This is a genomic window from Mesorhizobium sp. CA5 (genome assembly GCF_020165105.1).
Classification (GTDB): domain Bacteria; phylum Pseudomonadota; class Alphaproteobacteria; order Rhizobiales; family Rhizobiaceae; genus Mesorhizobium.
Genome location: NZ_JAIUHJ010000009.1, coordinates 121,192 through 145,510, shown reverse-complemented (window position 1 = coordinate 145,510; position 24,319 = coordinate 121,192). Strand labels below are relative to the sequence as shown.

The 24,319-nt window shown below is 63.7% G+C and carries 21 protein-coding genes; 8 read left to right on the top strand and 13 right to left on the bottom strand.

Annotated elements, in window-relative coordinates:
• Positions 1-34 precede the first annotated feature (34 nt).
• Entirely contained in the window at positions 35-922 is an 888-nt protein-coding gene (locus LB529_RS14175; RefSeq protein ID WP_224711409.1) for a DMT family transporter, read from the bottom strand.
• A 178-nt stretch (positions 923-1,100) separates the two neighbouring features.
• Between LB529_RS14175 and LB529_RS14170 the strand changes: the two genes are divergently transcribed.
• Positions 1,101-1,604, top strand: coding sequence for a hypothetical protein (locus LB529_RS14170; protein WP_095765098.1), 504 nt, complete (start codon positions 1,101-1,103; stop codon positions 1,602-1,604).
• A gap of 4 nt (positions 1,605-1,608) precedes the next feature.
• Here LB529_RS14170 and LB529_RS14165 read toward each other — a convergent pair whose 3' ends face one another.
• Positions 1,609-2,937 (bottom strand): DNA polymerase IV, encoded by a 1,329-nt coding sequence (locus LB529_RS14165; RefSeq protein ID WP_224711408.1) that lies wholly within the window; start codon positions 2,935-2,937, stop codon positions 1,609-1,611.
• Positions 2,938-3,002: 65 nt separating this feature from the next.
• Between LB529_RS14165 and LB529_RS14160 the strand changes: the two genes are divergently transcribed.
• Positions 3,003-3,578: a GNAT family N-acetyltransferase gene (locus LB529_RS14160; protein WP_224711407.1), complete on the top strand. Its 576-nt coding sequence runs from the start codon at positions 3,003-3,005 to the stop codon at positions 3,576-3,578.
• A 127-nt stretch (positions 3,579-3,705) separates the two neighbouring features.
• A complete protein-coding gene (locus LB529_RS14155) occupies positions 3,706-5,283 on the top strand; it encodes a hypothetical protein (RefSeq protein WP_224711406.1) in 1,578 nt (525 codons plus the stop codon).
• A 9-nt stretch (positions 5,284-5,292) separates the two neighbouring features.
• Here LB529_RS14155 and LB529_RS14150 read toward each other — a convergent pair whose 3' ends face one another.
• Positions 5,293-5,946, bottom strand: coding sequence for a hypothetical protein (locus tag LB529_RS14150; RefSeq protein ID WP_224711405.1), 654 nt, complete (start codon positions 5,944-5,946; stop codon positions 5,293-5,295).
• Positions 5,943-6,242: a DUF3572 domain-containing protein gene (locus LB529_RS14145; RefSeq protein WP_224711404.1), complete on the bottom strand. Its 300-nt coding sequence runs from the start codon at positions 6,240-6,242 to the stop codon at positions 5,943-5,945. Before LB529_RS14145 ends, LB529_RS14150 begins: the two co-directional genes overlap by 4 nt.
• A gap of 240 nt (positions 6,243-6,482) precedes the next feature.
• Between LB529_RS14145 and LB529_RS14140 the strand changes: the two genes are divergently transcribed.
• On the top strand, positions 6,483-6,854 hold the full coding sequence (locus LB529_RS14140) for a response regulator (protein WP_027166515.1): 372 nt from the start codon (positions 6,483-6,485) through the stop codon (positions 6,852-6,854).
• 31 nt (positions 6,855-6,885) lie between these two features.
• Positions 6,886-8,259, top strand: a complete 1,374-nt coding sequence (locus LB529_RS14135) for a PleD family two-component system response regulator (RefSeq protein ID WP_224711403.1) — start codon at positions 6,886-6,888, stop codon at positions 8,257-8,259.
• A gap of 489 nt (positions 8,260-8,748) precedes the next feature.
• Here the strand turns inward: LB529_RS14135 and rpmG are convergent, their stop codons facing one another.
• From rpmG to topA, 7 genes are all read right to left on the bottom strand, one after another.
• Positions 8,749-8,916 carry a 50S ribosomal protein L33 gene (rpmG, locus tag LB529_RS14130; RefSeq protein WP_006201775.1) on the bottom strand — a complete coding sequence of 56 codons (168 nt, stop codon included), beginning with the start codon at positions 8,914-8,916 and terminating at the stop codon, positions 8,749-8,751.
• Between the two features lie 156 nt (positions 8,917-9,072).
• Positions 9,073-9,531: a hypothetical protein gene (locus LB529_RS14125; protein ID WP_224601585.1), complete on the bottom strand. Its 459-nt coding sequence runs from the start codon at positions 9,529-9,531 to the stop codon at positions 9,073-9,075.
• A 92-nt stretch (positions 9,532-9,623) separates the two neighbouring features.
• Positions 9,624-10,799 carry an MFS transporter gene (locus tag LB529_RS14120; RefSeq protein WP_224602661.1) on the bottom strand — a complete coding sequence of 392 codons (1,176 nt, stop codon included), beginning with the start codon at positions 10,797-10,799 and terminating at the stop codon, positions 9,624-9,626.
• Between the two features lie 20 nt (positions 10,800-10,819).
• Positions 10,820-11,560 (bottom strand): NUDIX hydrolase, encoded by a 741-nt coding sequence (locus LB529_RS14115; RefSeq protein WP_095765108.1) that lies wholly within the window; start codon positions 11,558-11,560, stop codon positions 10,820-10,822.
• A 92-nt stretch (positions 11,561-11,652) separates the two neighbouring features.
• Positions 11,653-12,096 (bottom strand): DUF983 domain-containing protein, encoded by a 444-nt coding sequence (locus LB529_RS14110; RefSeq protein ID WP_140840323.1) that lies wholly within the window; start codon positions 12,094-12,096, stop codon positions 11,653-11,655.
• Positions 12,096-14,402, bottom strand: a complete 2,307-nt coding sequence (rnr, locus tag LB529_RS14105; RefSeq protein ID WP_224711402.1) for a ribonuclease R — start codon at positions 14,400-14,402, stop codon at positions 12,096-12,098. Before rnr ends, LB529_RS14110 begins: the two co-directional genes overlap by 1 nt.
• Positions 14,403-14,408: 6 nt before the next feature.
• Complete coding sequence (gene topA, locus LB529_RS14100) at positions 14,409-16,976, bottom strand: type I DNA topoisomerase (RefSeq protein ID WP_224711401.1); 2,568 nt, start codon at positions 16,974-16,976, stop codon at positions 14,409-14,411.
• A 351-nt stretch (positions 16,977-17,327) separates the two neighbouring features.
• Between topA and LB529_RS14095 the strand changes: the two genes are divergently transcribed.
• Positions 17,328-18,074 (top strand): cytochrome c biogenesis CcdA family protein, encoded by a 747-nt coding sequence (locus tag LB529_RS14095; RefSeq protein ID WP_224711400.1) that lies wholly within the window; start codon positions 17,328-17,330, stop codon positions 18,072-18,074.
• Between the two features lie 177 nt (positions 18,075-18,251).
• Here the strand turns inward: LB529_RS14095 and LB529_RS14090 are convergent, their stop codons facing one another.
• Positions 18,252-20,150: an adenylate/guanylate cyclase domain-containing protein gene (locus tag LB529_RS14090; protein WP_224711399.1), complete on the bottom strand. Its 1,899-nt coding sequence runs from the start codon at positions 20,148-20,150 to the stop codon at positions 18,252-18,254.
• A 221-nt stretch (positions 20,151-20,371) separates the two neighbouring features.
• Between LB529_RS14090 and glmU the strand changes: the two genes are divergently transcribed.
• On the top strand, positions 20,372-21,742 hold the full coding sequence (gene glmU / locus LB529_RS14085; protein ID WP_224711398.1) for a bifunctional UDP-N-acetylglucosamine diphosphorylase/glucosamine-1-phosphate N-acetyltransferase GlmU: 1,371 nt from the start codon (positions 20,372-20,374) through the stop codon (positions 21,740-21,742).
• Positions 21,743-21,746: 4 nt separating this feature from the next.
• Here the strand turns inward: glmU and LB529_RS14080 are convergent, their stop codons facing one another.
• A complete protein-coding gene (locus LB529_RS14080; protein ID WP_224525448.1) occupies positions 21,747-22,121 on the bottom strand; it encodes an ADP-ribosylation/crystallin J1 in 375 nt (124 codons plus the stop codon).
• A 327-nt stretch (positions 22,122-22,448) separates the two neighbouring features.
• Here LB529_RS14080 and glmS point away from each other — a divergent pair, with 327 nt between their 5' ends.
• The gene (gene glmS / locus LB529_RS14075) at positions 22,449-24,272 is read left to right on the top strand and encodes a glutamine--fructose-6-phosphate transaminase (isomerizing) (RefSeq protein ID WP_095765116.1); all 1,824 of its coding nucleotides are present in this window, start codon (positions 22,449-22,451) and stop codon (positions 24,270-24,272) included.
• Positions 24,273-24,319 lie beyond the last annotated feature (47 nt).

The following is a 24,319-nucleotide window of genomic DNA, read 5'->3' as shown; positions in this document are numbered from 1 at the left end:
AACCGGTTCCCACTTTTCGGGATCATGCTCTAGCTCAGGGCGTTGCCGCCTCCGCCTCTGCCACCCGCGGCGTTTTCTTCTGCAGGTTGAGCAAATTGCCGGCGAGAATCAGAGCCGCGCCGCCGGCGGTGAAGACGTCGATCTGCTCATGGTAGAGCAGCCAGCCGACTAGCGCCGTCAGCGGCACGCGCAGGAAATCCATCGGCGAGATGATCGTGGCATCGGCATGGACCAGCGCGCGGGCCAGGCAGAAATGCGACGACATGCCAGTGAAGGCGATGACGAAGATCCATGGCCAGAGCCCAGGCGAAGGATTGTGCCAGCTACAGAGAGCCGGGATCAAGCCAACCACCGACTGGATCATCAGCATCCAGAAGATGATGCGCACCACGCTTTCGGTTTTGGTCATCGACTTGACCAGCACCATCGAGATGCCGAAGCAGACCGCGGCGCCCAAGACGACGAGGTGGCCAGGATCCATCGAGCCGGCGCTGGGGCGCACGATGACGACCACGCCGATCAGGCCAAGCACGATCGCCGTGAGCTTCGACCGGGACAGTCTTTCCCCCAGAAAGCTGACCGCCAGGATCGCCGTCCAGATCGGCGTGGTGAACTCGATCGAGATCAGCACGGCGAGCGGAATGAGCGTCAGCGCGTAGAGCCAGGCGGCCTGGCCGGTATAGTGGATCATGTTGCGGGCGACATGGGCGAACGGGCGCTCACTGCGCATCGCGGCAAAACCGCCGCTCATCATCACCAGCGGCAAAAGGATGAAGAAACCGATCACCGAGCGCAGCTCCAGCACCTGGAAGACGTTGAGCTCGGCCGTCGTCTCGCGGCCGGCAACCGACATCGCCAGCATCGAGGCGATTGACAGAGCCATCCAGAACGCGGCTTTTGGGATCGAGGGAGCGGACGCCATTTGGGCCCTATGTCGCAAGCCCGGACCCGGGCCGCAACCGTTAGTGGCGTCATTCCACTGGGCCAGCGGAGCGGGCGTCAAAAAACCGTCATCGCGGCGGCGGAACCTGGCGGCTGAGCACCCGTTAAGTCCACGCCTTCCGTCGGAGGGCGCATGATCGCGAGAGGGAAACGTCTTGATGAAATCGACCGCCGCTTTGCTGGCCGCCGCCTGTCTTTTCTGCGCGACGGGCGCGCATGCCGACGAGGCGGCCTTCCTGCGATCGCTGCAGGGGAAGTTCGCCGGCAAGGGGACGGTCAGGATCAGAACGAACACGCCGGTTATGAACATCAACTGCAACTTCACTTCGGACGCGACGGCGGACTCGCTCTCCCTTGACGGCACCTGTCGTGCGTTGTTGATCATGTCGCGGGAAATCCGCGCCGACCTGAAGGTCGACGGGGCGAGCTACACTGGCACTTATATAGGTTCGCGCAGCGGACCTGCCGGGCTCAGCGGAAGCCGCAAGGGCGACGCAATCAACCTCGACATCCACTGGGCGAAAGTCGTCAATGGCGACCGCAATGCGGAGCTGACGGTAGAAAAGATCGGGCCGGACAATATGCGCATGACGGTGACCGACATGGATCCGGCAACCGGCAAGATGGTGGTGACGAGCCGGATCGACCTCAAGCGGACCTGACCCTTCAATCTTCCAGCGGCTCGGGCGGATTGGCGGCGCGGCCCTTGCCGAATGTATAGCCGGTCTCGACGGCTTTCCTGCCGAACTTGTCGCGCAGCGTGTCCATCGCGCCTTCGGCAAGCGCGCGCTTGCGCGACTGCACGTCGACCAGATCCGGCGGATCGGCCTTTTGGTCGTCGGAGAGGTCGCTGACGCCGATTCCGAGCAGGCGGAATTTTGTGCCGTCGGCCTCGCGGCGCAACAGGTCGAGCCCAGTCTGGAAAATGCGGTCGGCCAGGCGCGTCGGGTCGCCGAGCTGGCGATTGCGGGTCCGTATCTTGAAATCCTGCGTCTTCAGCTTCAGCACCACGGTGCGGCCGGCGATGCCGGATCTCTTCAGTCGCGCCGAGACCTTTTCCGACAGCCCGCGCAGCACCGGCACCAGCTCCGCCAAGGCTCCGATGTCGTTGTCGAAGGTGGTTTCGGCCGAGACGCTCTTGGCATCGCCGTCCGGATCGACCGGGCGGTCGTCCTCGCCTCGCGACAGGCGGTAGAGCCGGTCGCCCATCACGCCATAGCGGCGCATCAGGTCGCCGCGCTCCATGCGCTGCAGCTGCGCGATCATGCGGATGCCGTCGCGCTCCAGCGTCGCGGCCAGCGCCTTGCCGACACCCCAGATCATCGTCACCGGCTGCGCGGCGAGGAAGCTTGGCGCCTCGGCTTCGCCGATCACGGAAAAGCCGCGCGGCTTGCGGAGGTCCGAGGCAATTTTCGCCAGGAACTTGCAGTAGGAGAGGCCGGCCGAAACGGTGATGCCGAGCTCCTTTTCCACCGTCTGCGCGAAGCGGCCCAGCACCAGCGCCGGCGGCATGCCGTGCAGCCGCTCGGTGCCGGCGAGGTCGAGAAAGGCCTCGTCGATCGACAGCGGCTCGACCTGCGGCGTCAGCGCCAGCATCAACGCGCGCACCTGGCGGCCGACACCGACATATTTTTCCATGTCGGGCGGGATCACCACCGCTTCGGGGCACAGTTCGAGCGCCTTGAACATCGGCATGGCCGAGCGGACGCCCTGGATGCGGGCGATATAGCAGGCGGTGGAAACGACGCCGCGCCGGCCGCCGCCGATGATGACAGGCCTGTCCTTCAGCGCGGGATTGTCACGCTTCTCGACCGCCGCGTAGAAGGCGTCGCAATCGATATGGGCGATCCGCAGCCGGTAGAGTTCGGCGTGACGGACAAGGCGCGGGCTGCCGCAGCGATCGCAGCGACGCGTCTCGCCGCGCTGGAGCGCCAGGCAGTCACGGCAAAAACCGTGTTCGGGATTGTTGACAGGAGCCGCCATCGCTGCGAACATAAAGAGAACAAATGCAATGGTACGACAGCGCAAGGCTGGCAACAAGCTTGGCCTGGGGAGAACGCATGAGCACGACCATAGCACCGCTGACTCCTGAGCGCTGGCCCGATTTCGAAGATCTCTTCGGCAAGCAAGGCGCCTGTTACGGCTGCTGGTGCACGCATTTCCGGCTGGCGCCGGCGGAACGCCGCGCCAGCGACAAGGAGCGCAACAAGGATCTTATCAAGGCGCGAATCGAGGCCGGTCCGCCGCCAGGACTTCTCGCCTTCGAGGACGGCAAGGCCGTCGGCTGGATGCAGGTCGGCCCGCGCGCCGATGTGCCCGAGTGGAACAATCAGGGCAGGGGCTCGGCCCCGGTCGATCCTGCCGATGCCGGCGACCCGGCCGTCTGGGCGATCTCCTGCTTCTTCATCCGCGCCAGGGCGAGGGGGCGGGGCATCACGCATCGCCTCGTCGAGGGCGGTATCGCTTTCGCCCGCGAGAATAGAGCGAGGCTGCTGGAAGCCTGCCCCATCGACCTCTCGCGGGATTCGCGCTCGATCGGGCTTTTCGTCGGCTCGTCGCGGGTGTTCGAGAAGGCCGGGTTCGAGAGGCTGGTGGAGCGCAAGCCCGGCCGGCCGCTGATGCGCTTGGTGCTTTAGCCGCGCCGATGCGCCTGGCGCTTTAGCCGAATGAGCTTTTGGCCTACAGTCGGCGTCTTGCGGCTGTTACGCTTCTTGCCTACCAGAAGCATGAATATTTCGTCTTCCGAAATCACGGAGAACTGACGTGAAGCGTATTTTGCCATTTGCCTTTTCCCTCGCGCTCAGCGCGCCGGCTTTTGCCCAGACCGTCGACAATCAAGGCGCCAAAGCTCTTTCCGACAATCTGGCGCGCTATTTCGGCAAGCAGGCGTTCGACAAGGGCGTGCTCAAGGTTTCGGTCGAGGGCGACGCCTACAAGATCGCGCTTGACGTCAAGGCGCTTGTCAATGCGCTGCCGGAACAGAAGCTTGTTAAATTCGACATGGCGCCATACGCGCTGATGGTGAAGCCGCGCAGCGACGGATCCTGGGACGTCTCGTCGAATTTCTCGCAAGGCGCATCCTTCGAGTTCGAAGGACCGGAAGGCCGTCAGAGCATGGAGTTCACGATCAAGGACGGCAAGCTGACCAGCGTCTACGATCCGGCCCTGGCCGCCTTCACCAGCGCGACCAGCTCATTGGCCGGAATGACCATGACGTCGCGGCAAGCCAAGCAGCAGGCAGATGTCTCGACTGGCGCCGGCACCGCCACCGTTACCGCGACCAAATCCGCCAATGGCGGCGTCGACTTCACGGCCACGCAGAAAGTCTCGGACTTCGTCGAGATGATCAAGGTGAACGATCCCGACAGCGGGATGAATTTTCCGCTCACCTTGAAGACGCCGGAACTTTCGGTGGACGCAAACGGCAAGGGCGTGCGGACGAAGCCGCTGCTCGACCTGCTTGCCTTTGCCGTGGCCAATGAGGATGAAGCCAAGCTCAAGGCCAACCAGGCTGAGCTCAAATCGCTTATGCTGGCCGCGCTGCCCATCTGGGAAAGGATCGACGGCAATTACGGCTTCAAGAATTTCGAGGTCGACAGCCCTGTCGGCAAGTTCGGCGCCACGCAATTCAGCACCGCATTCGGCATGGACGGCATCTCCCAGAACGGCAAGGTCGATTACGCGATCAAGGCTGCCGGTCTGACGATCCCGCATCAGACCCTGCCGGAATGGACCACCCCATTGCTGCCCACCGACATCGACCTGCATTTCGGCGGCGCCAATATCGATCTCGATACGATGGCGAAAAAGGCGATCGAAGGCTTTGATCTCAATAAGAATCCGCCGCTGTCGGATGAATTCGGCAAAGCTTTGGTCGCCGATTTCAAGGCCAAGAATCCGAAGGTCGTGATCGCGCACAGCACGGTGAAGAACGGCGCCATCGAAGTTGCGCTGGAAGGCGAGATGACCTTTCCCGGCGAGAAACCCGATGCGAGCGTGACCGTCGATGTCGCCGGCTATGACAAGATCGTCGATGCCTTGAAGGAAGCCGCCAAAAGCGATGAGCAGATGGCGCAGGCCTTCCCCTTTGCCCTGGCCGTCAAAGGCTTTGGCAAGACGCTGCCGGATGGCCGGCTGGAGTGGACGATCAACACCAAGGCCGATGGATCAGTCACGGTCAACGGCGCGATGCTGAAGGGACCGGACGCCGCCCAGGACGACAGCGCCGGTCAGGATGACAACTCAGGCGATGACGGCGCGGACGGAACGGATGATTCCACCGGCGGAGACGATTCGGACGGCGGCGACAATGGTGGGGCCGGAGCGAAGCTGAAGCCCTGAGTGCTTGGGTTAAAGCCCGAGCGCGGCCGCGATCTTTGGCGTCGCATCGCGCCAGTCGTCGACCGAGATAATGTCTTCCGGCGTCGGTGGCAGGAAGGCGCGCAGCGAGTTGTCAGCCATCAAATGGAAGAGATGGACATCCGCCACGGAGTTGCGCGCCGAAACCAGGTTGGAAGGCTGGTCGTCGACGAAGGCGACAGGCCGGCCCCCGACGCCGCGCAGTTTCGCGATGGCGGGTCCCTTGGCCATTTCCGTCGTCAGCAGCGGGTAATTGAGCCCCAGCGCATCGAGATGCGCACGGCGCACGGCGCGGTGCTTGTGCGGCATGGCAGTCAGCAGGACGATCTCGGCGCTTCGGCCGAGCATCGCCAGCGCGTCCGCCGCACCCTCTGCGATGCTTTGCCAGTCCGCCTGGGCGTCGAAGAAATCGCCGAGCAGCGCCGTCACTTCCGGCTGCTCGATCAGCCGCCCGCTCGCCGTCTCGGCGATGTTGCCGGTGAGGCGGAAGGAAGCCAGCGTCAACCCGAAGCCGCGCGACTTCAGGAAATGCGGGAAGGGCCGGACGAATTCGAGCACGACATCGTCGACGTCGAGCACCAGCAGCGGCCGATTGTCGGCGGCAAGCTCTTCGATCTGCCGCGCCGTCTCGGGATCGTCGCTCATGTCGAGCGCTCGTGATCGTCGTCGCCGAGCGGAAGGGCGCGCAGCGCCTTGCCGACGGCGGCTGGCGGCGTGCCGGTTTCCTCGGCGAAGCGCAGAAGCGTCGGCTCGTGTGCCAGGATGAATTGCAGAACGCCGGCAAGGAAGCCCGGCTCAGCTGCGGCCCTGCGGATCGAGTTCGCCTCGATGCCGGTGATCGCCAGAAAGCGGGGCAGAAGCTCCGGGTCGCCGGCGACGAAGGCCAGGGCCTTGACGGCAATGGTTTCCGCTTCCTCGCGCATTGACGCTGCGTTCGCCATCGTTACCTTTGCAATGGTGGATTTTTTCGAGTCTCCTTCCGCAGTAACGGCAAGCGTCGCTTGCGGCAAGCCTCCGCTCTTTCCCATGCAACGTCCGAAGGTGGAATTGGTGCAGCTTTCCAACCTCCGGTTTCCGTTTCGTCAATCATATTGGGCTAGAGTGGAAATGGGTTGGGTGCGGTCCGAAGGGGACGCATTGCGACGGCCTTCGGCTTCGAGGGCGGTCGGGACGGGAAACTGATGGCTAAGAAGGTGATGATCGTCGAGGACAATGAGCTTAACATGAAGCTCTTTCGGGACCTCATCGAAGCCAGCGGTTACGAAACGGTTCGCACGCGCAATGGCCTGGAGGCGCTCGACCTCGCGCGCCAGCACCGGCCGGACCTCATCCTGATGGACATCCAGCTGCCGGAAGTGTCCGGCCTGGAGGTGACCAAATGGCTGAAGGAAGACGACGAATTGCATTCGATCCCCGTTATCGCCGTCACCGCCTTCGCCATGAAGGGCGATGAGGAGCGCATCCGCCAGGGCGGCTGCGAGGCCTATATTTCCAAGCCGATCTCGGTGCCGCGCTTCATCGAGACGATCAAATCCTATCTGGGCGACGCCTGATGCCCGAGACCAGCAGAACCGGAGTTTTGAGATGACCGCGCGGATCCTCGTCGTCGACGATATCCCCGCCAATGTGCGGCTGCTGGAGGTTCGGCTGCTTGCCGAGTATTTCGAGGTGCTGACGGCCAATAACGGCCCCGATGCGATCGAGACCTGCGAGAACGGCAAGGTCGACGTCGTGCTGCTCGACGTGATGATGCCGGACATGGACGGGTTCGAGGTCTGCAAGCGCCTGAAGAGCGATCCGGCGACCTCGCATATCCCTGTCGTGATGATCACCGCGCTCGACCAGGTGTCGGACCGGGTACGCGGCCTCGAGGCGGGTGCTGACGATTTCCTGACCAAGCCCGTCAACGACCTGCAGCTGATGACACGCGTCAAGAGCCTGGTCAGGCTGAAGTCGCTGACCGACGAGCTCAGGCTGCGCGCCTCGACCACGCGCAATATCGGCATCGAGGAACTTCTGAGCCGCGATTTTGCGACCGAAGACTCCAAGCCGCGGGTGCTGCTCATCGACGAGCGCAAAACTTCCGTCGAACGCATCCAGAAGATGCTGCGCAACACCGCCGAGCTCGATGTCGCGACCGACCCGAATGCGGGGTTCTTCCAGGCGGCCGAGACGGCGTATGAATGCGTGCTGATCTCGACTGCCTTCTCCGACTTCGATGCGCTGAGACTCTGCTCGCAGCTGCGTTCGCTCGACCGCACCCGCTTCCTGCCGATCATGCTGCTCGCAGACGAGGGGGAGGAGGGCCGCATCCTGCGTGGTCTGGAACTTGGCATCAATGACTACCTGATCCGGCCGATCGACCAGCATGAGCTGACGGCGCGCCTGCGCACACAGGTGCGGCGCAAGCGCTACAACGATCAGTTGCGCGCCAGTGTCGTCCAAACGATCGAGATGGCGGTCATCGACGGGCTGACCGGGCTGCACAACCGCCGCTACCTCGACAGCCATCTGCAGACACTGTTCGATCGCGCCGTGGCGCGGCGGCGGCCCTTGTCGGTGATGATCACCGATCTCGATCGCTTCAAGTCGATCAACGATACCCATGGCCATGACGGCGGTGACGACGTTCTGCGCGAGTTCGCCCGGCGGCTGCGCAAGAATGTGCGCGGCATCGATCTCGCCTGCCGCTTCGGCGGCGAGGAGTTCGTCGTGGTTATGCCGGACACCGACGGCGCGGTCGCCGAGAAGGTGGCCGAACGCATTCGCGCCGAGATCGCGCAGGCAGCTTTTGCCATCGGTGCCGACGGCAAGGCGATCGAGGTCACGGTCAGTGTCGGCGTGTCGTCGCTCCTGAAGGGGACCGACAGCGTCGCTGCGCTGATGAAGCGCGCCGACCTGGCGCTCTATGAGGCCAAAAGCGGCGGCCGCAACAGGGTGGTCGCCAAGGCTGCCTAAGACGCGTCGCGATCTTTCAGACCCCGCACGCGCCTGTCTTTATCCCGAATCCGGTTTCCACTTTCGGGAGACGTGCTCGGCATAAAGGCGACGATTCTCCAGCGCTGCAACAGGGTTACGAATTTACCTTAACCCAAGCGATTCGTGAGCGGTGGTTAAGAAATGGTTGATTTTTATGAGGTCTTGCGCAAATCTGCGACGCATAGACAGAAGACAAGGCCGGCGCGAGGGTAGAGTAGCCGGCTCGATCCAAAAATACCCCATGATGCTCAGGTCCGCCGCATCTCCTGGGTCCGTGGGGTCGGCCGGCCGGCGCTGGCACATAGTGGCCTCCTCGTACCGCTGCCAACCGCCGACCGGCCCCCTTTTCTCAAAACCGACATCGGAACCGCCGTGCTTGATCGTGGCACGGCTCCTTTGTCGTCCGGTCCTTCCTAAAACAAAAACGCCGCCCAGAGGGCGGCGTTTCGATTTCTCGGGATAACCAGATTACTTGATCTTGGTTTCCTTGAACTCGACGTGCTTCTTGGCGACCGGATCGTACTTGCGGAACGAGAGCTTGTCCGTCTTGGTACGGCTGTTCTTGCTGGTGACGTAGAAGAACCCGGTGTCGGCGGTCGACAGAAGTTTGATCTTGATGTTTGCGGCTTTGGCCATGATTTTCGTCCGTTAATGTTCGTGGAGTTTTGGCCGCTGAAGCACGGGGAAAACACCCGGACGCGGGAAACTTGGCGCGACACATAAAGAACGCGCCCGGAAAGTCAAGCCCGAGCGCCTTCTTCGCCTCATTTCGGCATGGCCCGTGTCCACGTCTCAAGCGTTATGCTCGACCAATTGCCCCGCCTTTTTCCAGTCGCCCGTGGTGTTCCACCAGCGGTTCGGATTGGCGCGGTCGTCAAGACCCTTGGAACGGCTGGCGAGCAGTGGCTGGATGCGGATGACGGGCTCCTGATAGGAATGGGCTTGGAATATCGCCTCGACGACACGAGCGGCGAGCGCCTGGTCGTCGGCGATCTCGAACGACACTTCGACGGTGCCGGGTCGCCGGCGCAGTTCGGTCTCAGCGCCGGCCGCGGCGCCTTCGAGCGGCCGGTAGCGCTCGATGCCTTGCGCCGACTGATAGGCGTTGGCGTCATACTTGCCCATGCGCAGCGGCGTGATCGCCACCACGGCCTCCATGATGCGCTCGACATCGGCGGCCGGCGCTTGGAATGTGACGAGCAGAAGCAGTTCCATCCTGAGGGATCTGGTTTCAAAGCCGCTGTCGACCATCGCAATTCTCCTACCTCGCGTCGGAGGCAGGTTATAACAGGGGTGCTGCTGACACGGTGATGTCAGGATGCCCGACGCTTCAGCGGCATCGCCTAGAGAATCTTGCGCACCAGCCTGACCAGGATCAGAGCCATGTAGGCGGCGAAGAAGAAGGCCAGCGACCAGCCGAAGCCGGATGGGCCGAAGGCATCCATGCCGATGCCGATCGCCTGCGGACCCAGCACCATGCCAACACCATAGCAGAGCACGAAGGCAGCATTGGCCGATGCCAACTCATGGCCGGACAGCTGCGAGCCGAGATGGGCAAGGCCGATCGTGTACATGGCGGCGACGACGCCGCCCCAGACGAACAGGAGGGCCGCCATCAGATGCCAGTTCTGTGCGAAGAACGGCATGAAGACCGTGCCGATGAGCCCGACCGTGGCGCAGGCCAGCAGCAGGTAGCGGCGGTCGGAAACGCGGTCGCTGATCATGCCGATCGGGATCTGCAGAAGCACATTGCCGAGCCCGATCATTGTCAGAAGCAGCGCGGCGTCGGCTTCCGAATAGCCGATACGGCTGCCATAGACGGGGAAGAGCGAGAAACCGCCGGTCTCGACGGCGCCGAAAACAAGCACGGCGAAGGTCGCGGTCGGCACCAGCCAGATGTAGCGCAGGAAGTGGCTGGTTTCGCTGTCGGCGACGATGCTCGGGCTCTCGTTGCGGGCCGCAAGCACCGGAATGGCGGCAAGCGTCACCAGCGCTATGGTGACGCCGAACGGCAGGAAGCCCGTGCTGCCGAGATGGGCGAACAGCCATGGTCCGGCGGCGAACCCGAGCGACAGCACGGTGGCGTAGATGCCAAGCACAAGGCCGCGCCGGTTCGGTGGGGCGGAGGTGCTGATCCAGAATTCCGACAGGATGAACAGCACCGTCAGCGAGATATGCAGGGCGACGCGGAGCGGAAACCACATCCAGAAGTCCGGCGCGAAATGGAAGCCGACGAAGGCGAGCGCGCCGATGGCAATCATCAACAGCATGGTCCAGGCGACGCCGAGCCGCATGGCAAGCGGCGTAGCGAGCGGCGCGCCGGCAATCGAGGCGAGACCGGCGACAGCGGTGTTGAGACCGATCATCGAAGCGGAATGGCCGCGGCTTTCCAGAATGACGCTGAGCAGCGGCATGCCCAAGCCTATGGCGATGCCGACGACGCTGATCGAGGAGATCGCCGCGACCATCGGCAGCCAGTGTACGCGTTCGTCGCCCTGTTGTTGGGTATCGACCGTCATGAGATCAAAATGCTCTGCTTCTAAAGGACTTCGCGGACGAAGCGGTTGCGGACGAGCCGGAAGAACGGCACGGCGCCCCCCGGCCGCAGCAGTGGATCTTCGGCAAGCCGACTTTCCAGTTCTTCCAGAACCATGCCGGTGATGTCGGGGATGTCGGCCTTGCGGGCATCGGCAAGCGGCAGCCAGACGAGTTCTTCGAGTTCGTTCGTCGGACCGCCGCCGGGTAATTCCACGGCAACGTCGTGGCGCCAGGCGCTGAAAAAACGCGTATCGAAACGGCGTACGCGATTGGGCGGAGTGATGGCGCGGGCGACGAAGCGGAGCGCGTCCAGCGAGGGGATCACGCCGTGTTCGGCGAAACCCTGCCAGTCGCGCTTTGCGGTCGAGAAGGTGCCCTTGCGGCCGATCAGCAGGCCGGCTTCCTCATAGGTTTCGCGAATCGCCGACAGGGCGATTGCGCGGGCCCGCGCCGCGCTGGCACGGCCGGGGCCTGCGGCCAGCTTGCCTTCTTCCTCACCACCCAGAGGGGCAGCGACGGGAACGCGGCTGTCGGCGGGATCGGTGCGGCCGCCGGGGAAGACGAATTTTCCGGGCATGAAGGCGTGCCCGGCATGACGCCGGCCCATCAGCACCAAGACGTCCTTGTCCCGGCGATCGAGCAGAATGAGGGTCGCGGCATCACGCGGACGCAGCGCCCGGCCGCTGCGCACGGCCAGGGCCTTATCGAGCTTGTCGACATCCGCCTTGGTCATTCCTTCCATGCGCTCGACCTAGCGGAAACTTCCTTGATGCGAAAGTGGCTTGCGCGTCGCGGCCTTTGCACCAGGGCCGACCGCGGTGCGGCCTGGCTTAATTAATGGCTCTCGAATTCGTCCTTCTCGTCGCCGAAGCCGTGCATATAAAGCGCCCATTGCAGGCCGATGACAGCGCCCTTGACCGGCTGCAGCAGTGCGACGGCCAGAATAATGGTCAGCGGAACCCAGATCAGCGCGTGCTGCCAGGTCGACAGCGTCGACGCGGCCTCGACGGCCATGAAGCCGCCAACGACGATGTGACCGACGATGACGATGACCAGATAGGCGGGCAGGTCGTCCGCGCGATGGTGGTGCAGCTCCTCGCCGCAGACCTCGCACTTGTCCACGGGCTTCACGAAAGCGCGGAACAGCTTTCCCTTGCCGCAATGCGGGCAGCGGCCGAGTATCCCGCGCTTGATCGCCGTCCACAGCGGACGCGCGACGCGGCCCGAATGATGCTCGCCGCCGAAGACCTGTTCTTGCACTTGGAAGTTACCTGGCATTATCGTCTCCTGCCGCGCGGACCGACGCGCGATTGCGACGCGCGGGCGCGGCCCTTGGCCTTGTGGAACGACCGCCTCGAGCCGGGCAGAGGCTTCGGGTCGGTCAGCATCTCGAAACGCATCGCACCGGCCATTGGCGCGACCTCGACCAGCCGAACTTCGACACGATCGGCAAGCTGATAGCCCTTGCCGGTGCGTTCACCGAACAGCGATCGGGCGGTTTCGTCGTAGATATAGTAGTCGCCGCCCAGAGTTGACACCGGAATAAAGCCGTCGGCGCCATACTGCGGCAATTGGACAAAGAGTCCCGCCTTGGTGACGCCGGAGATGCGCGCGTCGAACGTGTCGTTGACGCGCTCGGCGAGATAGGCGGCAATCAGCCGGTCGACCGTATCGCGCTCGGCCGCCATGGCGCGACGCTCGGTCGCCGAGATCAGCGCGGCGACCTCTTCCAGCCGGTCCGCCTCCTGCTGCGCCAGGCCGCCGGGCCCGAGGCCAAGCGCCGCGATCAGCCCGCGGTGCACGATCAGATCGGCGTAGCGGCGGATCGGCGAGGTGAAATGGGCGTAGCGCCTGAGGTTGAGGCCGAAATGGCCGATGTTCTTCGGCGAGTACTCCGCCTGGCTCTGCGAGCGCAGCACCACTTCGTTGACCAGCGCCTCGTTGTCGGCGCCGCGCACCCGCTCCAGAATGCCGTTGAACTGGCTCGGCCGCATCTGCGCGCCGCGCGCCAAGGACAGGCTAAGCGTTGCTAGGAACTCGCGTAGCGATTCCTGCTTGGCGAGCGACGGCGCGTCATGGATGCGGTAGACGAGCGGCTCTTTCTTGCCCTCCAATGTCTCGGCGGCCGCGACATTGGCCAGGATCATGAATTCCTCGATGAGCTTATGCGCGTCGAGGCGCTCCGGCACGACGACGCGGTCGACTGTGCCGTCGGGCTTCAGCAGGATCTTGCGCTCGGGCAGGTCGAGCTCAAGCGGCTGTCGGGACTGGCGGCCGCGCCTGAGCACGGCGTAGGCGTCCCATAACGGCTTCAAAGCGCTGTCGAGGATCGGCCGTGTCTTGTCGTAGGGCGCGCCATCGATCGCGGCCTGCGCCTGCGGGTAGGCGAGCTTGGCGGCCGACTTCATCATGACGCGGTGGAAGGAATGCCTGAGTTTGCGGCCTTCCGAGGAGAAGGTCATGCGCACGGCGATTGCCGGCCTGTCTTCGCCCTCGCGCAGCGAGCAGAGATCGTTGGAGATGCGTTCAGGAAGCATCGGCACGACGCGGTCCGGAAAATAGACCGAATTGCCGCGCTTCAGGGCTTCGCGGTCGAGCGGCGTGCCGTAGCGGACATAGGTTGCGACATCGGCGATCGCCACGGTGATGATAACGCCGCCGGGATTCTTCTCGTCCGTGTCGGGCGTGGCGAAGACCGCGTCGTCATGGTCCTTGGCATCGGCCGGATCGATGGTCACCAGCGGCAGACTGCGCCAGTCCTCGCGGTGATCGAGCGTCGCCGGCTTCACCGCTTCGGCCTCGGCAATCACGTCCGCAGGAAAGACATGGGGAATGTCGTGGGCGTGGATGGCGATCGTCGAGACCGCCTTCTCGCTGCTCAGCGAGCCCAGCACCGCCAGCACCTTTGCCCGGGGCAGTCCGTAACGGGATGCCCGCGCCGGCTCCACCTCCACCAGATCGCCATTTCTGGCGCCGTTCTGGAATTCCTTGTCGACGATCAGTTCCGGCTGGCGCCGTTCGACCGGCTCGATGCGGAACGTTCCATCCTTCAGCACGCGGAAGACGCCGAGCACGGCGTCGCTGCGCTTCTCGAAGATCTTCATCACCCGCCCGGTATAGGCAGGGCCTGACGGATCGTCGGTCGGGAAAGTCTTGGCAAGCACGCGGTCGCCAATGCCGGGGACCGGGCCGCCGGCGGCGCGCGAGATGCGGATAGCGATGACGGGGGGCGAGCCGGCGCCGGTATATTCGCTCGGGTTCGCCAGAAGTGCGCCGTCATCGTCGCGGCCGAAAATGTCGAGCACCGCGACATGAGGCACGGCGCCCGCGCGGGTGAGGCGCTTGCGCTCCTTGTTGAGGAGGCCTTCATCCTGAAGGTCTCGCAGCAGGTCTTTCAGCCAGATGCGGTCCTCGCCGCGCAGCGCGAAGGCCTTGGCGATCTCGCGCTTGCCGGAGCGATCGGGATTTTCGGCGATGTAGCGCAGGACCTCGTCACGCGACGGACGATAGTCGTCCTTGACCTTGGCCCTGGTGTCGGCGTTGCGCGGATCGCCGTGGCTTCTTCCGGAGATCCTGCGCGCCACGTCCTGCTATCCCTTCTTCGCTGCCCGGCGGAAGGGCTTCTTGCCGCCTCCGCCCTTGGCTTCCTTCTCTGCAATCAGGGCGAGCGCTTCTTCCATCGTCACCGATTGCGGATCCTTGCCTTTTGGCAGCGTCGCATTGACCTTGCCGTAGTTGACGTACGGACCATATTTGCCGTCGCGAACGACGATCTTACCGCCGCCGTCGGGATGATCGCCCAATTCCTTGAGCGCCGCCGGCGTGGCGCCGTTGCGGCCACCCTTGCCCTTCTGCTGCTTCTCGGCGATCACCGAAACGGCGCGGTTCAGGCCGATCGAGAACACGTCCTCGATGCTTTCCAGATTGGCATAGGTGCCGTCATGCAGCACGAACGGGCCGTAGCGTCCGAGGCCGGCCGAGATCATCTTGCCGGTTTCGGGATGCTTGCCGACATCGCGCGGCAGACCCAGCAGCGCCAGCGCCTTCTCGTGGTCGATCGAGTCGGGCGTCCAGCCCTTGGGCAGGCTGGAGCGCTTGGCCTCCTTGCCTTCGCCGCGCTGGATATAGGGGCCGAAACGGCCACTGCGCAGGGTAATTTCCTCGGCGGTGTAAGGATCCTTGCCGAGCAGCTTGACGCCGTCCTCGCCATTGCCGTTCTCGCCATTGGGATTGGCGGCGTCGCCCAGCTGGCGGGTGTAGGAGCATTCAGGATAGTTCGAGCAACCGACGAAGGCGCCGAACTTGCCGAGCTTCAGCGACAGGTTGCCGGTGCCGCATTTCGGGCAGATGCGCGGATTGGAACCGTCCTCACGCTCCGGGAAGACCAGCGGCGCGAGTTCTTCATTGAGCGCATCGAGCACGTCGGCGACGCGCAGTTCCTTGATGTCGTCGACGGCGCCGGAGAAATCCTTCCAGAAGTCGCGCAGCACGTCCTTCCAGGCGAGCTTGCCGTCGGAAATCTCGTCGAGCTTCTCCTCGAGCGAGGCGGTGAAGTCATATTCGACATAGCGCTCGAAGAAGCTTTCGAGAAAGGCCGAGAGCAGCCTGCCCTTGGCCTGCGGCACGAGCTTGCGACGGTCGATGGTGACGTAGTCGCGGTCCTCGAGTGTCTTCAGGATCGCGGTGTAGGTCGAGGGACGGCCAATGCCCAGCTCTTCCAGCTTCTTGATCAGCGACGCCTCGGAGTAGCGCGGCGGCGGCTCGGTGGTGTGCTGGGTCGCGTTGATCGCCTGACGGGCAAGCTGCTCGCCGGAGCGGATCTCGGGCAGGCGGCGGCTCTCCTCGTCCTCCGCGTCCTCGTCCCTCTGGTCGGTATACGCGGCGATGAAGCCATCGAAGCGGACGACCGAGCCGATCGCGCGCAGCTCCGCGGTGCGGGCGCCGTTGACCGCCTCGATCTCGACCGTGGTGCGTTCGATCTCGGCCGGCTGCATCTGGCTGGCGATGGCGCGCTTCCAGATCAGCTCGTAAAGCCGGGCCTGGTCGGCATCGAGATATTGCCGAACGGAAGCCGGCGTGCGCTTGAAATCGGTCGGGCGGATCGCCTCGTGGGCTTCCTGGGCGTTCTTGGCCTTGGTGGTGTAGAAACGCGGCTTCTCCGGCAGGTATTTGGCGCCGAACTCGCTGACTATGGCGCTGCGGGCAGCCTCGATCGCCTCAGGCGCCATCTGCACGCCGTCGGTACGCATATAGGTGATGAGGCCGGCAGTCTCGCCGCCGATGTCCATGCCTTCATAGAGTTTTTGCGCGACCTGCATGGTGCGCGTGGCCGAAAAACCGAGGCCTGACGAGGCGGCCTGCTGCAGCGTCGAGGTGGTGAAGGGCGGGCCGGGATTGCGCTTGGTGGGCTTGGCCTCGACCGACAATGCCTTGAAGGTCGCGCCTTCGAGCATCGCCTTGATGTCGTCGGCCTGAACCTTGGTGGCGATGTCGAGTTTTTGCAGTTTCTTGCCGGCAAACGCGGTCAGCCGCGCCTCGAAACTGTCGTTGCGCGGCGTGCCGAGGATGGCTGCAATCTGCCAGTATTCCTCGCGGATGAAGCGCTCGATCTCGGATTCGCGATCGCAGACCAGGCGCAACGCCACCGACTGCACGCGGCCGGCGGAGCGGGCGCCCGGCAGCTTGCGCCACAGCACCGGCGAAAGCGTGAAGCCGACGAGATAATCGAGCGCGCGGCGGGCAAGATAGGCGTCGACAAGCGGCGCGTCGATCTGGCGCGGATTGGCCATGGCATCCAGCACCGAGGCCTTGGTGATGGCGTTGAAGACGACGCGGCTGACCGGCTTGTCCTTCAGCGCGCGCTTCTGCTTCAGGACTTCGAGCACGTGCCAGGAAATCGCCTCGCCCTCGCGATCTGGGTCGGTGGCGAGGATCAGCCCGTCGGCATCCTTGACCGCCTTGGCGATGTCGGCGAGGCGCTTGCCCGACGCGGTGTCGACCGACCAGGACATGGCGAAGTCCTCGTCGGGCCGCACCGAGCCGTCCTTGGCCGGCAGATCGCGAACATGGCCGAACGAGGCCAGAACCTTATAGTTCTTGCCCAAATATTTGTTGATTGTCTTCGCCTTGGCCGGCGATTCGACGACGACGACGTCCATGAGGTCTCTTAATCAGCTGTGAGGTGGCGGAAGAACTCCGCGACGCACGACGAAATCCCACTCTTTTCGTCGCTCACATGGCCGTGCTTTTGCCATCGGTCAAGGGGAAGCGGCCAATTTGGGAAGCGGCCGCGGACGATACACTCTTAGAGTGTATGGCAAAGATCACATTTTTTGGGGATGGATGTATGCGCGCCTCGAACCGGGCGGGCGGCTATCGCGCGCTTGTTCGGTCAACGCGTTGGGATGCCTGTCTCTCCTGCGGCAAAGCGGCGACGTGCCACACAATGGTGATTGGCACGGGCGTGCCCGCATCGCTATATCGACGCCAGCACAATCGGGACTCATTGGATGGCATTGGACATCGGCTATGTCAGCGCGGTCGGGGCAGGGGCGATCTCGTTCCTGTCGCCTTGCGTGCTGCCGCTGGTGCCGCCCTATCTCTGCTACATGGCCGGTGTTTCGGTCGATGATTTCCGCGGCAATCAAAGCGTGACCGCAAAGGAAGGCGCGCGCGGCGCGCTGCTTTATGCTTCCGTGGCCTTCGTGCTCGGCTTTTCCACCGTCTTCGTGGCGCTTGGGGCTGGCGCCTCGACCATCGGCCGCCTGCTGCGCGTCTGGCAGGAACCGCTGGCGATGGCGGCGGGCGTGCTGATCATCATCATGGGCCTGAACTTCCTTGGCGTCCTGCGCATTCCGCTTTTGTCGCGCGAGGCGCGCTTCCAGTCGCAGGGCAAGCCGGCCAGCATGATCGCGGCCTATGTCATGGGGCTGGCCTTCGCCTTCGGCTGGACGCCTTGCATCGGCCCGGTGCTGGGGCCGATCCTGACTTTGGCCGGCGGGCGCGAGACCGTTGGCGAGGGCGCGCTGCTGCTTGCCGCCTATTCGCTGGGCCTCGGCATCCCGTTCCTGATCGCAGCGCTGTTTTCCGGCGCCTTCATGCGCTTCCTCGGCAAATTCCGCGTCCATCTCGGTCGCGTCGAGAAGGCAATCGGCGCGCTGCTGGTCGTCGCCGGTGTGTTTTTCCTCACCGGCGGCGTGCAGAGCGCGTCCTATTGGCTCTTGGAGAATTTCCCGGTGCTGGGAAGGCTGGGGTAGTTTAGTTGCTGGCAGAGAGTCGAGCTGTGAACCCGTTGTAGAGATCAGCATCGAAGGGTCCTGTGCCCTCTATCTCGTGTTCCATAATTTGCTATGGAGACCTGGGGCGACCACTATGTTCAGACAACCCATCGAGTCACCTGCTCCGCCGTCTCACCGGAATTTCCGCCGCGACGATCACTCCTGCACGCCGGAGATGCCCAGCGCCTCGACGTAACGCTCGCCGAACACCTTGTCCTGCCATGGGTTGATCTGTCTCTGCAGGGTGAGCGTGTAGGTCGGGAACGCCTCCATCAGCCGCCGCGCCGCCGCCCGCGCCTCCTCCAGCCGGTTGAGTTTGACCAGCGCCATAATCACCACCCGGTGCGAGGAGCCGTAGTTCGGCATCTCCTGCAGCGCGCGTTCTCCCCATGCCAGCGCTTCCTCGTAGCGCTCGAGCATCAGGTAGCTCATCCCGATGCCCGAGAGCGCGATGCCCTTCTCGGGGTCGACCGGGCTCAGCCGCATTGCCCTGTGAAAGTGCTCGATCGCGACGAGCGGGCGGCCGGAATGTGCGTTGACCCAACCGCAGCTCGTATGGCCCTGCGCCGAATTGGGATTGAGCAGCAGGGATCGTTCGATCGTGGCCAGCGCCATCTCGTAGTCCTTCGCGCTGTAGGCGATCACCTGCGCGGCGAAGCGCAGGCTCGTGGGGTCGTCGCGCGCTTCCGCCAGTACCTCGCGCGCCATGCGCGTGGCGACCCGGGTATCCTCGGGCTCGTGCCAGCACTGGCTCACGGATATGCTGCGGATATAGGCGCCGAGTGCCTTCGCCAAGTTGAAGCCGGGGTCGATGCTAAGCGCCTCGTTGGTGAGCCGACGCACGTCGGCAAAGCCTTCGCGCGTCATGCTGTAGAAGCGCGGCAGCGCGCGAAGGTAGAGGTCGTAGGCGCTCATGTAGTCGGTCGGCTTCATGCGCGCCTGCTTGATTTCCTCCAGCCGGATGCTCGGCTCGACAGCGCCGACGACGCTCTCGGTCACCTTGTCCTGCAGGTCGAAGATGTCGCACATATCGCCCTCGAAGCGGTCGGCCCAGACATGGTGTCCGCTGATCGCGTCCACCAACTGCCCACTGATACGCACCCGCGATCCTGCCCTGCGGATGCTGCCTTCGAGCACGTAGCGGACGCCCAGCTCGCGCCCGACCTGGCGCAGGTCCACCGCCCGGCCCTTGTAGGTGAAGGACGAGTTGCGGGCGATCACGAAGAAGGAGTTCACTCGGCTCAATCCCGTGATGATGTCCTCCACCAGCCCGTCGGCGAAGTATTCCTGATCGGGGTCGCCGCTCATGTTGGTGAAAGGCAGAACCGCGATCGAGGGTTTCTCGGGCAGGGGAGGCGGGGCAGCGCTGGCGTCGGACTCGACGCGGTAGGCGCGCACGGGCCGCTCGATGTTCTTGAGGCGCAGCTCGCCGAGCGGCGTGAAGCCGCAGTCGAGCTTGCCCTGAAGGTGGTCGTAGGCGGTGCCCGAGACGACAACGGTGCCGGGATCGGCGACGCTTTCGAGGCGGGCGGCGATGTTGACCCCGTCGCCGTAGAGGTCGCCGTCCTCCTCGCAAACCACGTCGCCGAGATTGACGCCGATGCGGAAGCGAATCCTCTCTTCCTCGGGGGTCTCCGCCTCGCGTTCTGCCAGGGTCCGCTGGATCGCCATCGCCGAGGTCACCGCGTTGACGACGCTCGCGAATTCGCACAGCATGCCGTCGCCGGTGAGCTTGACGATCCGACCCTGATGCTCGGAGACCAGCGGTTCGAGGAGGTCCTTGCGGTAGATCTTCAGCCGCTCGAGCGTGCAGCGCTCGTCGCGCTCCATCAGGCGCGAATAACCGACCACGTCGCAAGCCAGGATCGCAGCGAGGTGGCGCCGCACGGTCATCGCACCGCTCGGCCAAGCGCCTGCACGCGTGCCGCTCCGCGTCCATGTCCCGCCAACTTCCAGACGCGCCACGCGCATGGTATCCATCTCTCCCAGTCTCCGCCCGTCGCCGATGTGGAACGGAAAATGCAGCTCGACCTTGCCTTCACGAGATTTCGCCATCCCGCTTGCGACGCAGCACCCCCAGCAGGCCGGGGATATTTCCTGACCTGTGTAACCGGCTGACGCCACCGTGGCGGTGCTTTTGTATCGGGCATCACACCCGACGTTCGCACTTGGAGAGTTGGCTTTGCCATCTCACCGGAATTTAACCGCATTGGTGCAGCATGGCCTACGCTGTTAATATGCGTTGATTCAAACCTTTTTCATACGGTTGCCCATCCATGAGCCAGAGATCCTGCCTGTCTGTCATCCTTGCCGCCGGCGAAGGCACCCGCATGAAAAGCGCGATGCCCAAGGTGCTGCATGCCATTGCCGGCCTGCCGATGGTGGCTCACGTCGTGAAAGCCGCTGAGGGTGCCGGTGCGACCGGCGTGGCGCTCGTGATCGGCCACGGCGCAGACGAGATGCGCAAGGCGGTGCAGAAATTTGCGCCAAAGGCGGAGACTTTCGTGCAGGACAAGCGGCTCGGCACCGCGCATGCGGTCCTCGCGGCGCGTGAAGCAATATCAAAGGGTTATGACGATATTCTCGTGATGTTCGGCGACACGCCGCTAATCGATGCGCAGGCGTTGGCCGCCGCGCGGCAGAAGCTGGCGGAGGGTGCCGCCGTCGCGGTCATCGGCTTCCGTCCGCCAAGCCCGACCGGCTACGGCCGGTTGATCGAAAAGGGCGGTCATCTCATCGCCATCCGCGAGGAGAAGGACTGCTCGGAGGAAGAGAAAAAGATCGGCTTCTGCAATGCCGGCATGATGGCGGTTGCGGCCAAGCATGCGCTGCGGCTGCTCGACAAGGTCGGCAACAAGAACGCCAAGGGCGAATTTTATCTCACCGACATCGTCGAGATCGCCGGCGCGGAAGGGCTCGACGTGGTAGCGACGGAAGCGAGTTTCGAAAGCGCGCTCGGCATCAACAACCGGGCCGAACTCGCCGAGGCGGAAGCCATCTGGCAGACGCGCCGGCGGCGCGAGGCGATGCTGTCAGGAGTTACGCTGATCGCGCCCGAAACCGTCTATTTCTCGCACGATACCGAGATCGGCACCGATACGATCGTCGAGCCGAATGTCTGGTTCGGGCCGGGCGTTAAGATCGCATCGGGCGTCAAGATCCATGCTTTCAGCCATATCGAGGGCGCAACGATCGCCTCAAATTGCGATGTCGGGCCGTTCGCCCGACTGCGGCCCGGCGCGGATCTTCGAAACAAGGCAAAGGTCGGCAATTTCTGCGAGGTCAAGCAGGCGACGATCGAGGAGGGCGCCAAGGTCAACCACCTGACCTATATCGGCGATGCGCGCGTGGGTGCGGCAGCCAATATCGGCGCCGGCACCATCACCTGCAATTATGACGGCTACTCGAAATTCTTCACCGATATCGGCGAGGGGGCCTTTGTCGGTTCGAATTCCTCGCTGGTGGCGCCGGTCTCGATCGGCAAGGGCGGCTATATCGCCTCCGGCAGCGTGATCACCGAAAGCGTGCCCGACGACGCGCTGGCCTTCGGCCGCGCCCGCCAGAAGACGGTTCCCGGCAAGGGCAAGGAGTTGCGCGAGCGCTTCGCTTCCGCCGCTGCGGCGAAGAAGAAGGCTGCGGCGGAATAGCGTTTCAGGTGGTGCTTTCGGTGATTTTGCCGAAAGCAGCCGTTACCACGATCTCGCCGACGATTGCCTTGTTGAATTGAGGCAGGTCTTCGGCGGGTATCCAATATTCGAGATGCGCCCTGCTGCCGGCGTGCTCGACGCGATAGCCGTCGAGGAAGCTTTTCAGGACCTCAAACCGCGTGACGAAGCCGGAACCGCTCGCCTGCACGTTCCAGTCGCGGGCGATCTGGACAGCATAGGCTTCAGTGAGCACCGGATAGAAAATCGGCTGATCGGGCAGGCGCGGCGGAAATTCGCGCATGCCCGAAGCCTTGATCAGCGTCAACTCCTGCGGTCCGACCGGCCGCCACAGCGTTACGGTATTCGTCGCTTTGCTCATAGGTTAAATAAACTGCCCAACTCGAGTCGAGGCAATGCCCCCAAGGAGCGTTCGCCATACGGGCCTTTGCCAACTGTGGCGTGGCGTTTGTCGTTCGAACGATGACATGCTCCGGCCACAAATGTTTACATGGTGATGAACGCCGCCAAACCGTCTAAGCGACAAGACGAGCGTTTGCGGTAACCGGATTGCAAGGGCGATCTGAGAATGTCCAATGGTACAAAACCGTTCCCGGTGACATGGAACGAAACGCAAAGTGACTTTTACGGCAGGCCGGCAATCCATAGATAGCGCTGGGTTTTCTGCTGGGAATCGGGGGCAATCGCCATGTGCGGTATCGTTGGAATCGTTGGCCGAAGCCAAGTCGCGCCGCTCATCGTCGATGCGCTGAAGCGGCTTGAATATCGCGGCTACGACTCGGCCGGCGTCGCCACCATCGAAAGGGGCGAGCTCGGCCGCCGCCGCGCCGAGGGCAAGCTGGTCAATCTCGAACGCCGGCTGAAGGACGAGCCGCTGGACGGCACGATCGGCATCGGCCACACACGCTGGGCGACGCATGGCGTGCCGAACGAGACCAATGCGCATCCGCATTTTTCCGAGGGCGTCGCCATTGTCCACAACGGCATCATCGAGAATTTCGCCGAGCTGCGCGACGAACTCACCCGCGACGGCTACTCTTTCTCTTCGCAGACGGACACCGAGGTCGTCGCGCATCTGGTGGCGCGCGAGCTCGCCAAGGGGCTGAAGCCGGTGGAAGCCGCGCATGCGGCGCTGAAGCGGCTTTCCGGCGCCTTTGCCCTGGCAATCATGTTCAAGGGCGACGAGGACCTGATCGTCGGCGCCCGCAACGGACCGCCTTTGGCCGTCGGCCATGGCGAGGGCGAGATGTTTTTGGGCTCCGACGCCATTGCGCTGGCGCCTTTCACCAATGCGGTCACCTATCTCGAAGACGGCGACTGGGCGGTCGTGCGTCGCGAAAGCGTGACCATCTACGACATCGACGGCAGACAGGTCGACCGCAAGCGCCAGCAGTCGCTGTCGACCAGCTTCATGGTCGACAAGGGAAACCGCCGCCATTTCATGGAAAAGGAAATCCATGAGCAGCCGGAGGTGATCTCGCACACGCTGGCGCATTACTTGGATTTCGCATCGGGGGTGTCGAAGCCGCTCGACCTGCCCTTCGATTTCGCCAAGATCGGCCGCCTGGCGCTTTCGGCCTGCGGCACCGCCTATCTCGCCGGGCTGATCAGCAAATACTGGTTCGAGCGCTATGCGCGGCTGCCGATCGACATCGATGTCGCCTCCGAGTTCCGCTATCGCGAGATGCCGCTTTCGGCCAATGACGCGGCGTTCTTCATCTCGCAGTCGGGCGAGACCGCCGACACGCTTGCTTCGCTGCGCTATTGCCGCAAGGCCGGCATGAAAATCGGCGCTGTCGTCAATGTGCGGGAATCGACCATGGCGCGCGAATCCGACGTCGTGCTGCCGACGCTGGCCGGGCCGGAGATCGGCGTCGCCTCGACCAAGGCTTTTACCTGCCAGCTATCCGTCTTGGCTGCGCTCGCGGTCCGCGCGGGCGTGGCGCGCGGCACGATCTCGCGCGATGAGGAAAAGCAGCTGGTGCGCGAGCTTTCCGAGGCGCCGCGCTACGCCACCCGGGTGCTGAAGCTTGACGAGCAGATCGAGCGCATCTCGCGCGAGCTGTCGCGCTACAAGGACGTGCTCTATCTCGGCCGCGACACCAATTTTCCGCTGGCCATGGAAGGCGCGCTGAAGCTCAAGGAAATCTCCTACATCCACGCCGAAGGCTATGCCGGCGGCGAGCTGAAGCATGGTCCGATCGCGCTGATCGACGAGAACATGCCGGTGATCGTGATTGCGCCGCATGACCGCATCTTCGAAAAGACCGTGTCGAACATGCAGGAAGTGGCGGCGCGCGGCGGCAAGATCATCCTGATCACCGACAAGAAGGGCGCGGCGCAGGCCGGCATCAAGACGATGGAGACGATCATCCTGCCCGAAGTGCCGGAGATCATCTCGCCGATCATCTACGCGCTGCCGATCCAGATGCTGGCCTATTTCACCGCCGTCTTCATGGGCACCGACGTCGACCAGCCGCGCAATCTGGCGAAGTCGGTGACCGTGGAGTAGGTCGCGCCGTGCCGCTGGATACAGCGGCCTGACGATCGCTCTTTAAA

Bases quoted from the DNA above. Each gene is read 5' to 3' on its own strand.
- glmS (WP_095765116.1), top strand. From the start codon at position 22,449: ATGTGCGGTATCGTTGGAATCGTTGGCCGAAGCCAAGTCGCGCCGCTC.
- LB529_RS14090 (WP_224711399.1), bottom strand. From the start codon at position 20,150: ATGGCGAAATCTCGTGAAGGCAAGGTCGAGCTGCATTTTCCGTTCCAC.
- LB529_RS14110 (WP_140840323.1), bottom strand. From the start codon at position 12,096: ATGCCAGGTAACTTCCAAGTGCAAGAACAGGTCTTCGGCGGCGAGCAT.
- rpmG (WP_006201775.1), bottom strand. From the start codon at position 8,916: ATGGCCAAAGCCGCAAACATCAAGATCAAACTTCTGTCGACCGCCGAC.
- LB529_RS14080 (WP_224525448.1), bottom strand. From the start codon at position 22,121: ATGAGCAAAGCGACGAATACCGTAACGCTGTGGCGGCCGGTCGGACCG.
- LB529_RS14140 (WP_027166515.1), top strand. From the start codon at position 6,483: ATGGCTAAGAAGGTGATGATCGTCGAGGACAATGAGCTTAACATGAAG.
- LB529_RS14175 (WP_224711409.1), bottom strand. From the start codon at position 922: ATGGCGTCCGCTCCCTCGATCCCAAAAGCCGCGTTCTGGATGGCTCTG.
- LB529_RS14145 (WP_224711404.1), bottom strand. From the start codon at position 6,242: ATGGCGAACGCAGCGTCAATGCGCGAGGAAGCGGAAACCATTGCCGTC.
- LB529_RS14135 (WP_224711403.1), top strand. From the start codon at position 6,886: ATGACCGCGCGGATCCTCGTCGTCGACGATATCCCCGCCAATGTGCGG.
- LB529_RS14165 (WP_224711408.1), bottom strand. From the start codon at position 2,937: ATGTTCGCAGCGATGGCGGCTCCTGTCAACAATCCCGAACACGGTTTT.
- LB529_RS14095 (WP_224711400.1), top strand. From the start codon at position 17,328: ATGGCATTGGACATCGGCTATGTCAGCGCGGTCGGGGCAGGGGCGATC.
- topA (WP_224711401.1), bottom strand. From the start codon at position 16,976: ATGGACGTCGTCGTCGTCGAATCGCCGGCCAAGGCGAAGACAATCAAC.
- glmU (WP_224711398.1), top strand. From the start codon at position 20,372: ATGAGCCAGAGATCCTGCCTGTCTGTCATCCTTGCCGCCGGCGAAGGC.
- LB529_RS14150 (WP_224711405.1), bottom strand. From the start codon at position 5,946: ATGAGCGACGATCCCGAGACGGCGCGGCAGATCGAAGAGCTTGCCGCC.
- LB529_RS14120 (WP_224602661.1), bottom strand. From the start codon at position 10,799: ATGACGGTCGATACCCAACAACAGGGCGACGAACGCGTACACTGGCTG.
- LB529_RS14125 (WP_224601585.1), bottom strand. From the start codon at position 9,531: ATGGTCGACAGCGGCTTTGAAACCAGATCCCTCAGGATGGAACTGCTT.
- LB529_RS14170 (WP_095765098.1), top strand. From the start codon at position 1,101: ATGAAATCGACCGCCGCTTTGCTGGCCGCCGCCTGTCTTTTCTGCGCG.
- LB529_RS14160 (WP_224711407.1), top strand. From the start codon at position 3,003: ATGAGCACGACCATAGCACCGCTGACTCCTGAGCGCTGGCCCGATTTC.
- LB529_RS14115 (WP_095765108.1), bottom strand. From the start codon at position 11,560: ATGGAAGGAATGACCAAGGCGGATGTCGACAAGCTCGATAAGGCCCTG.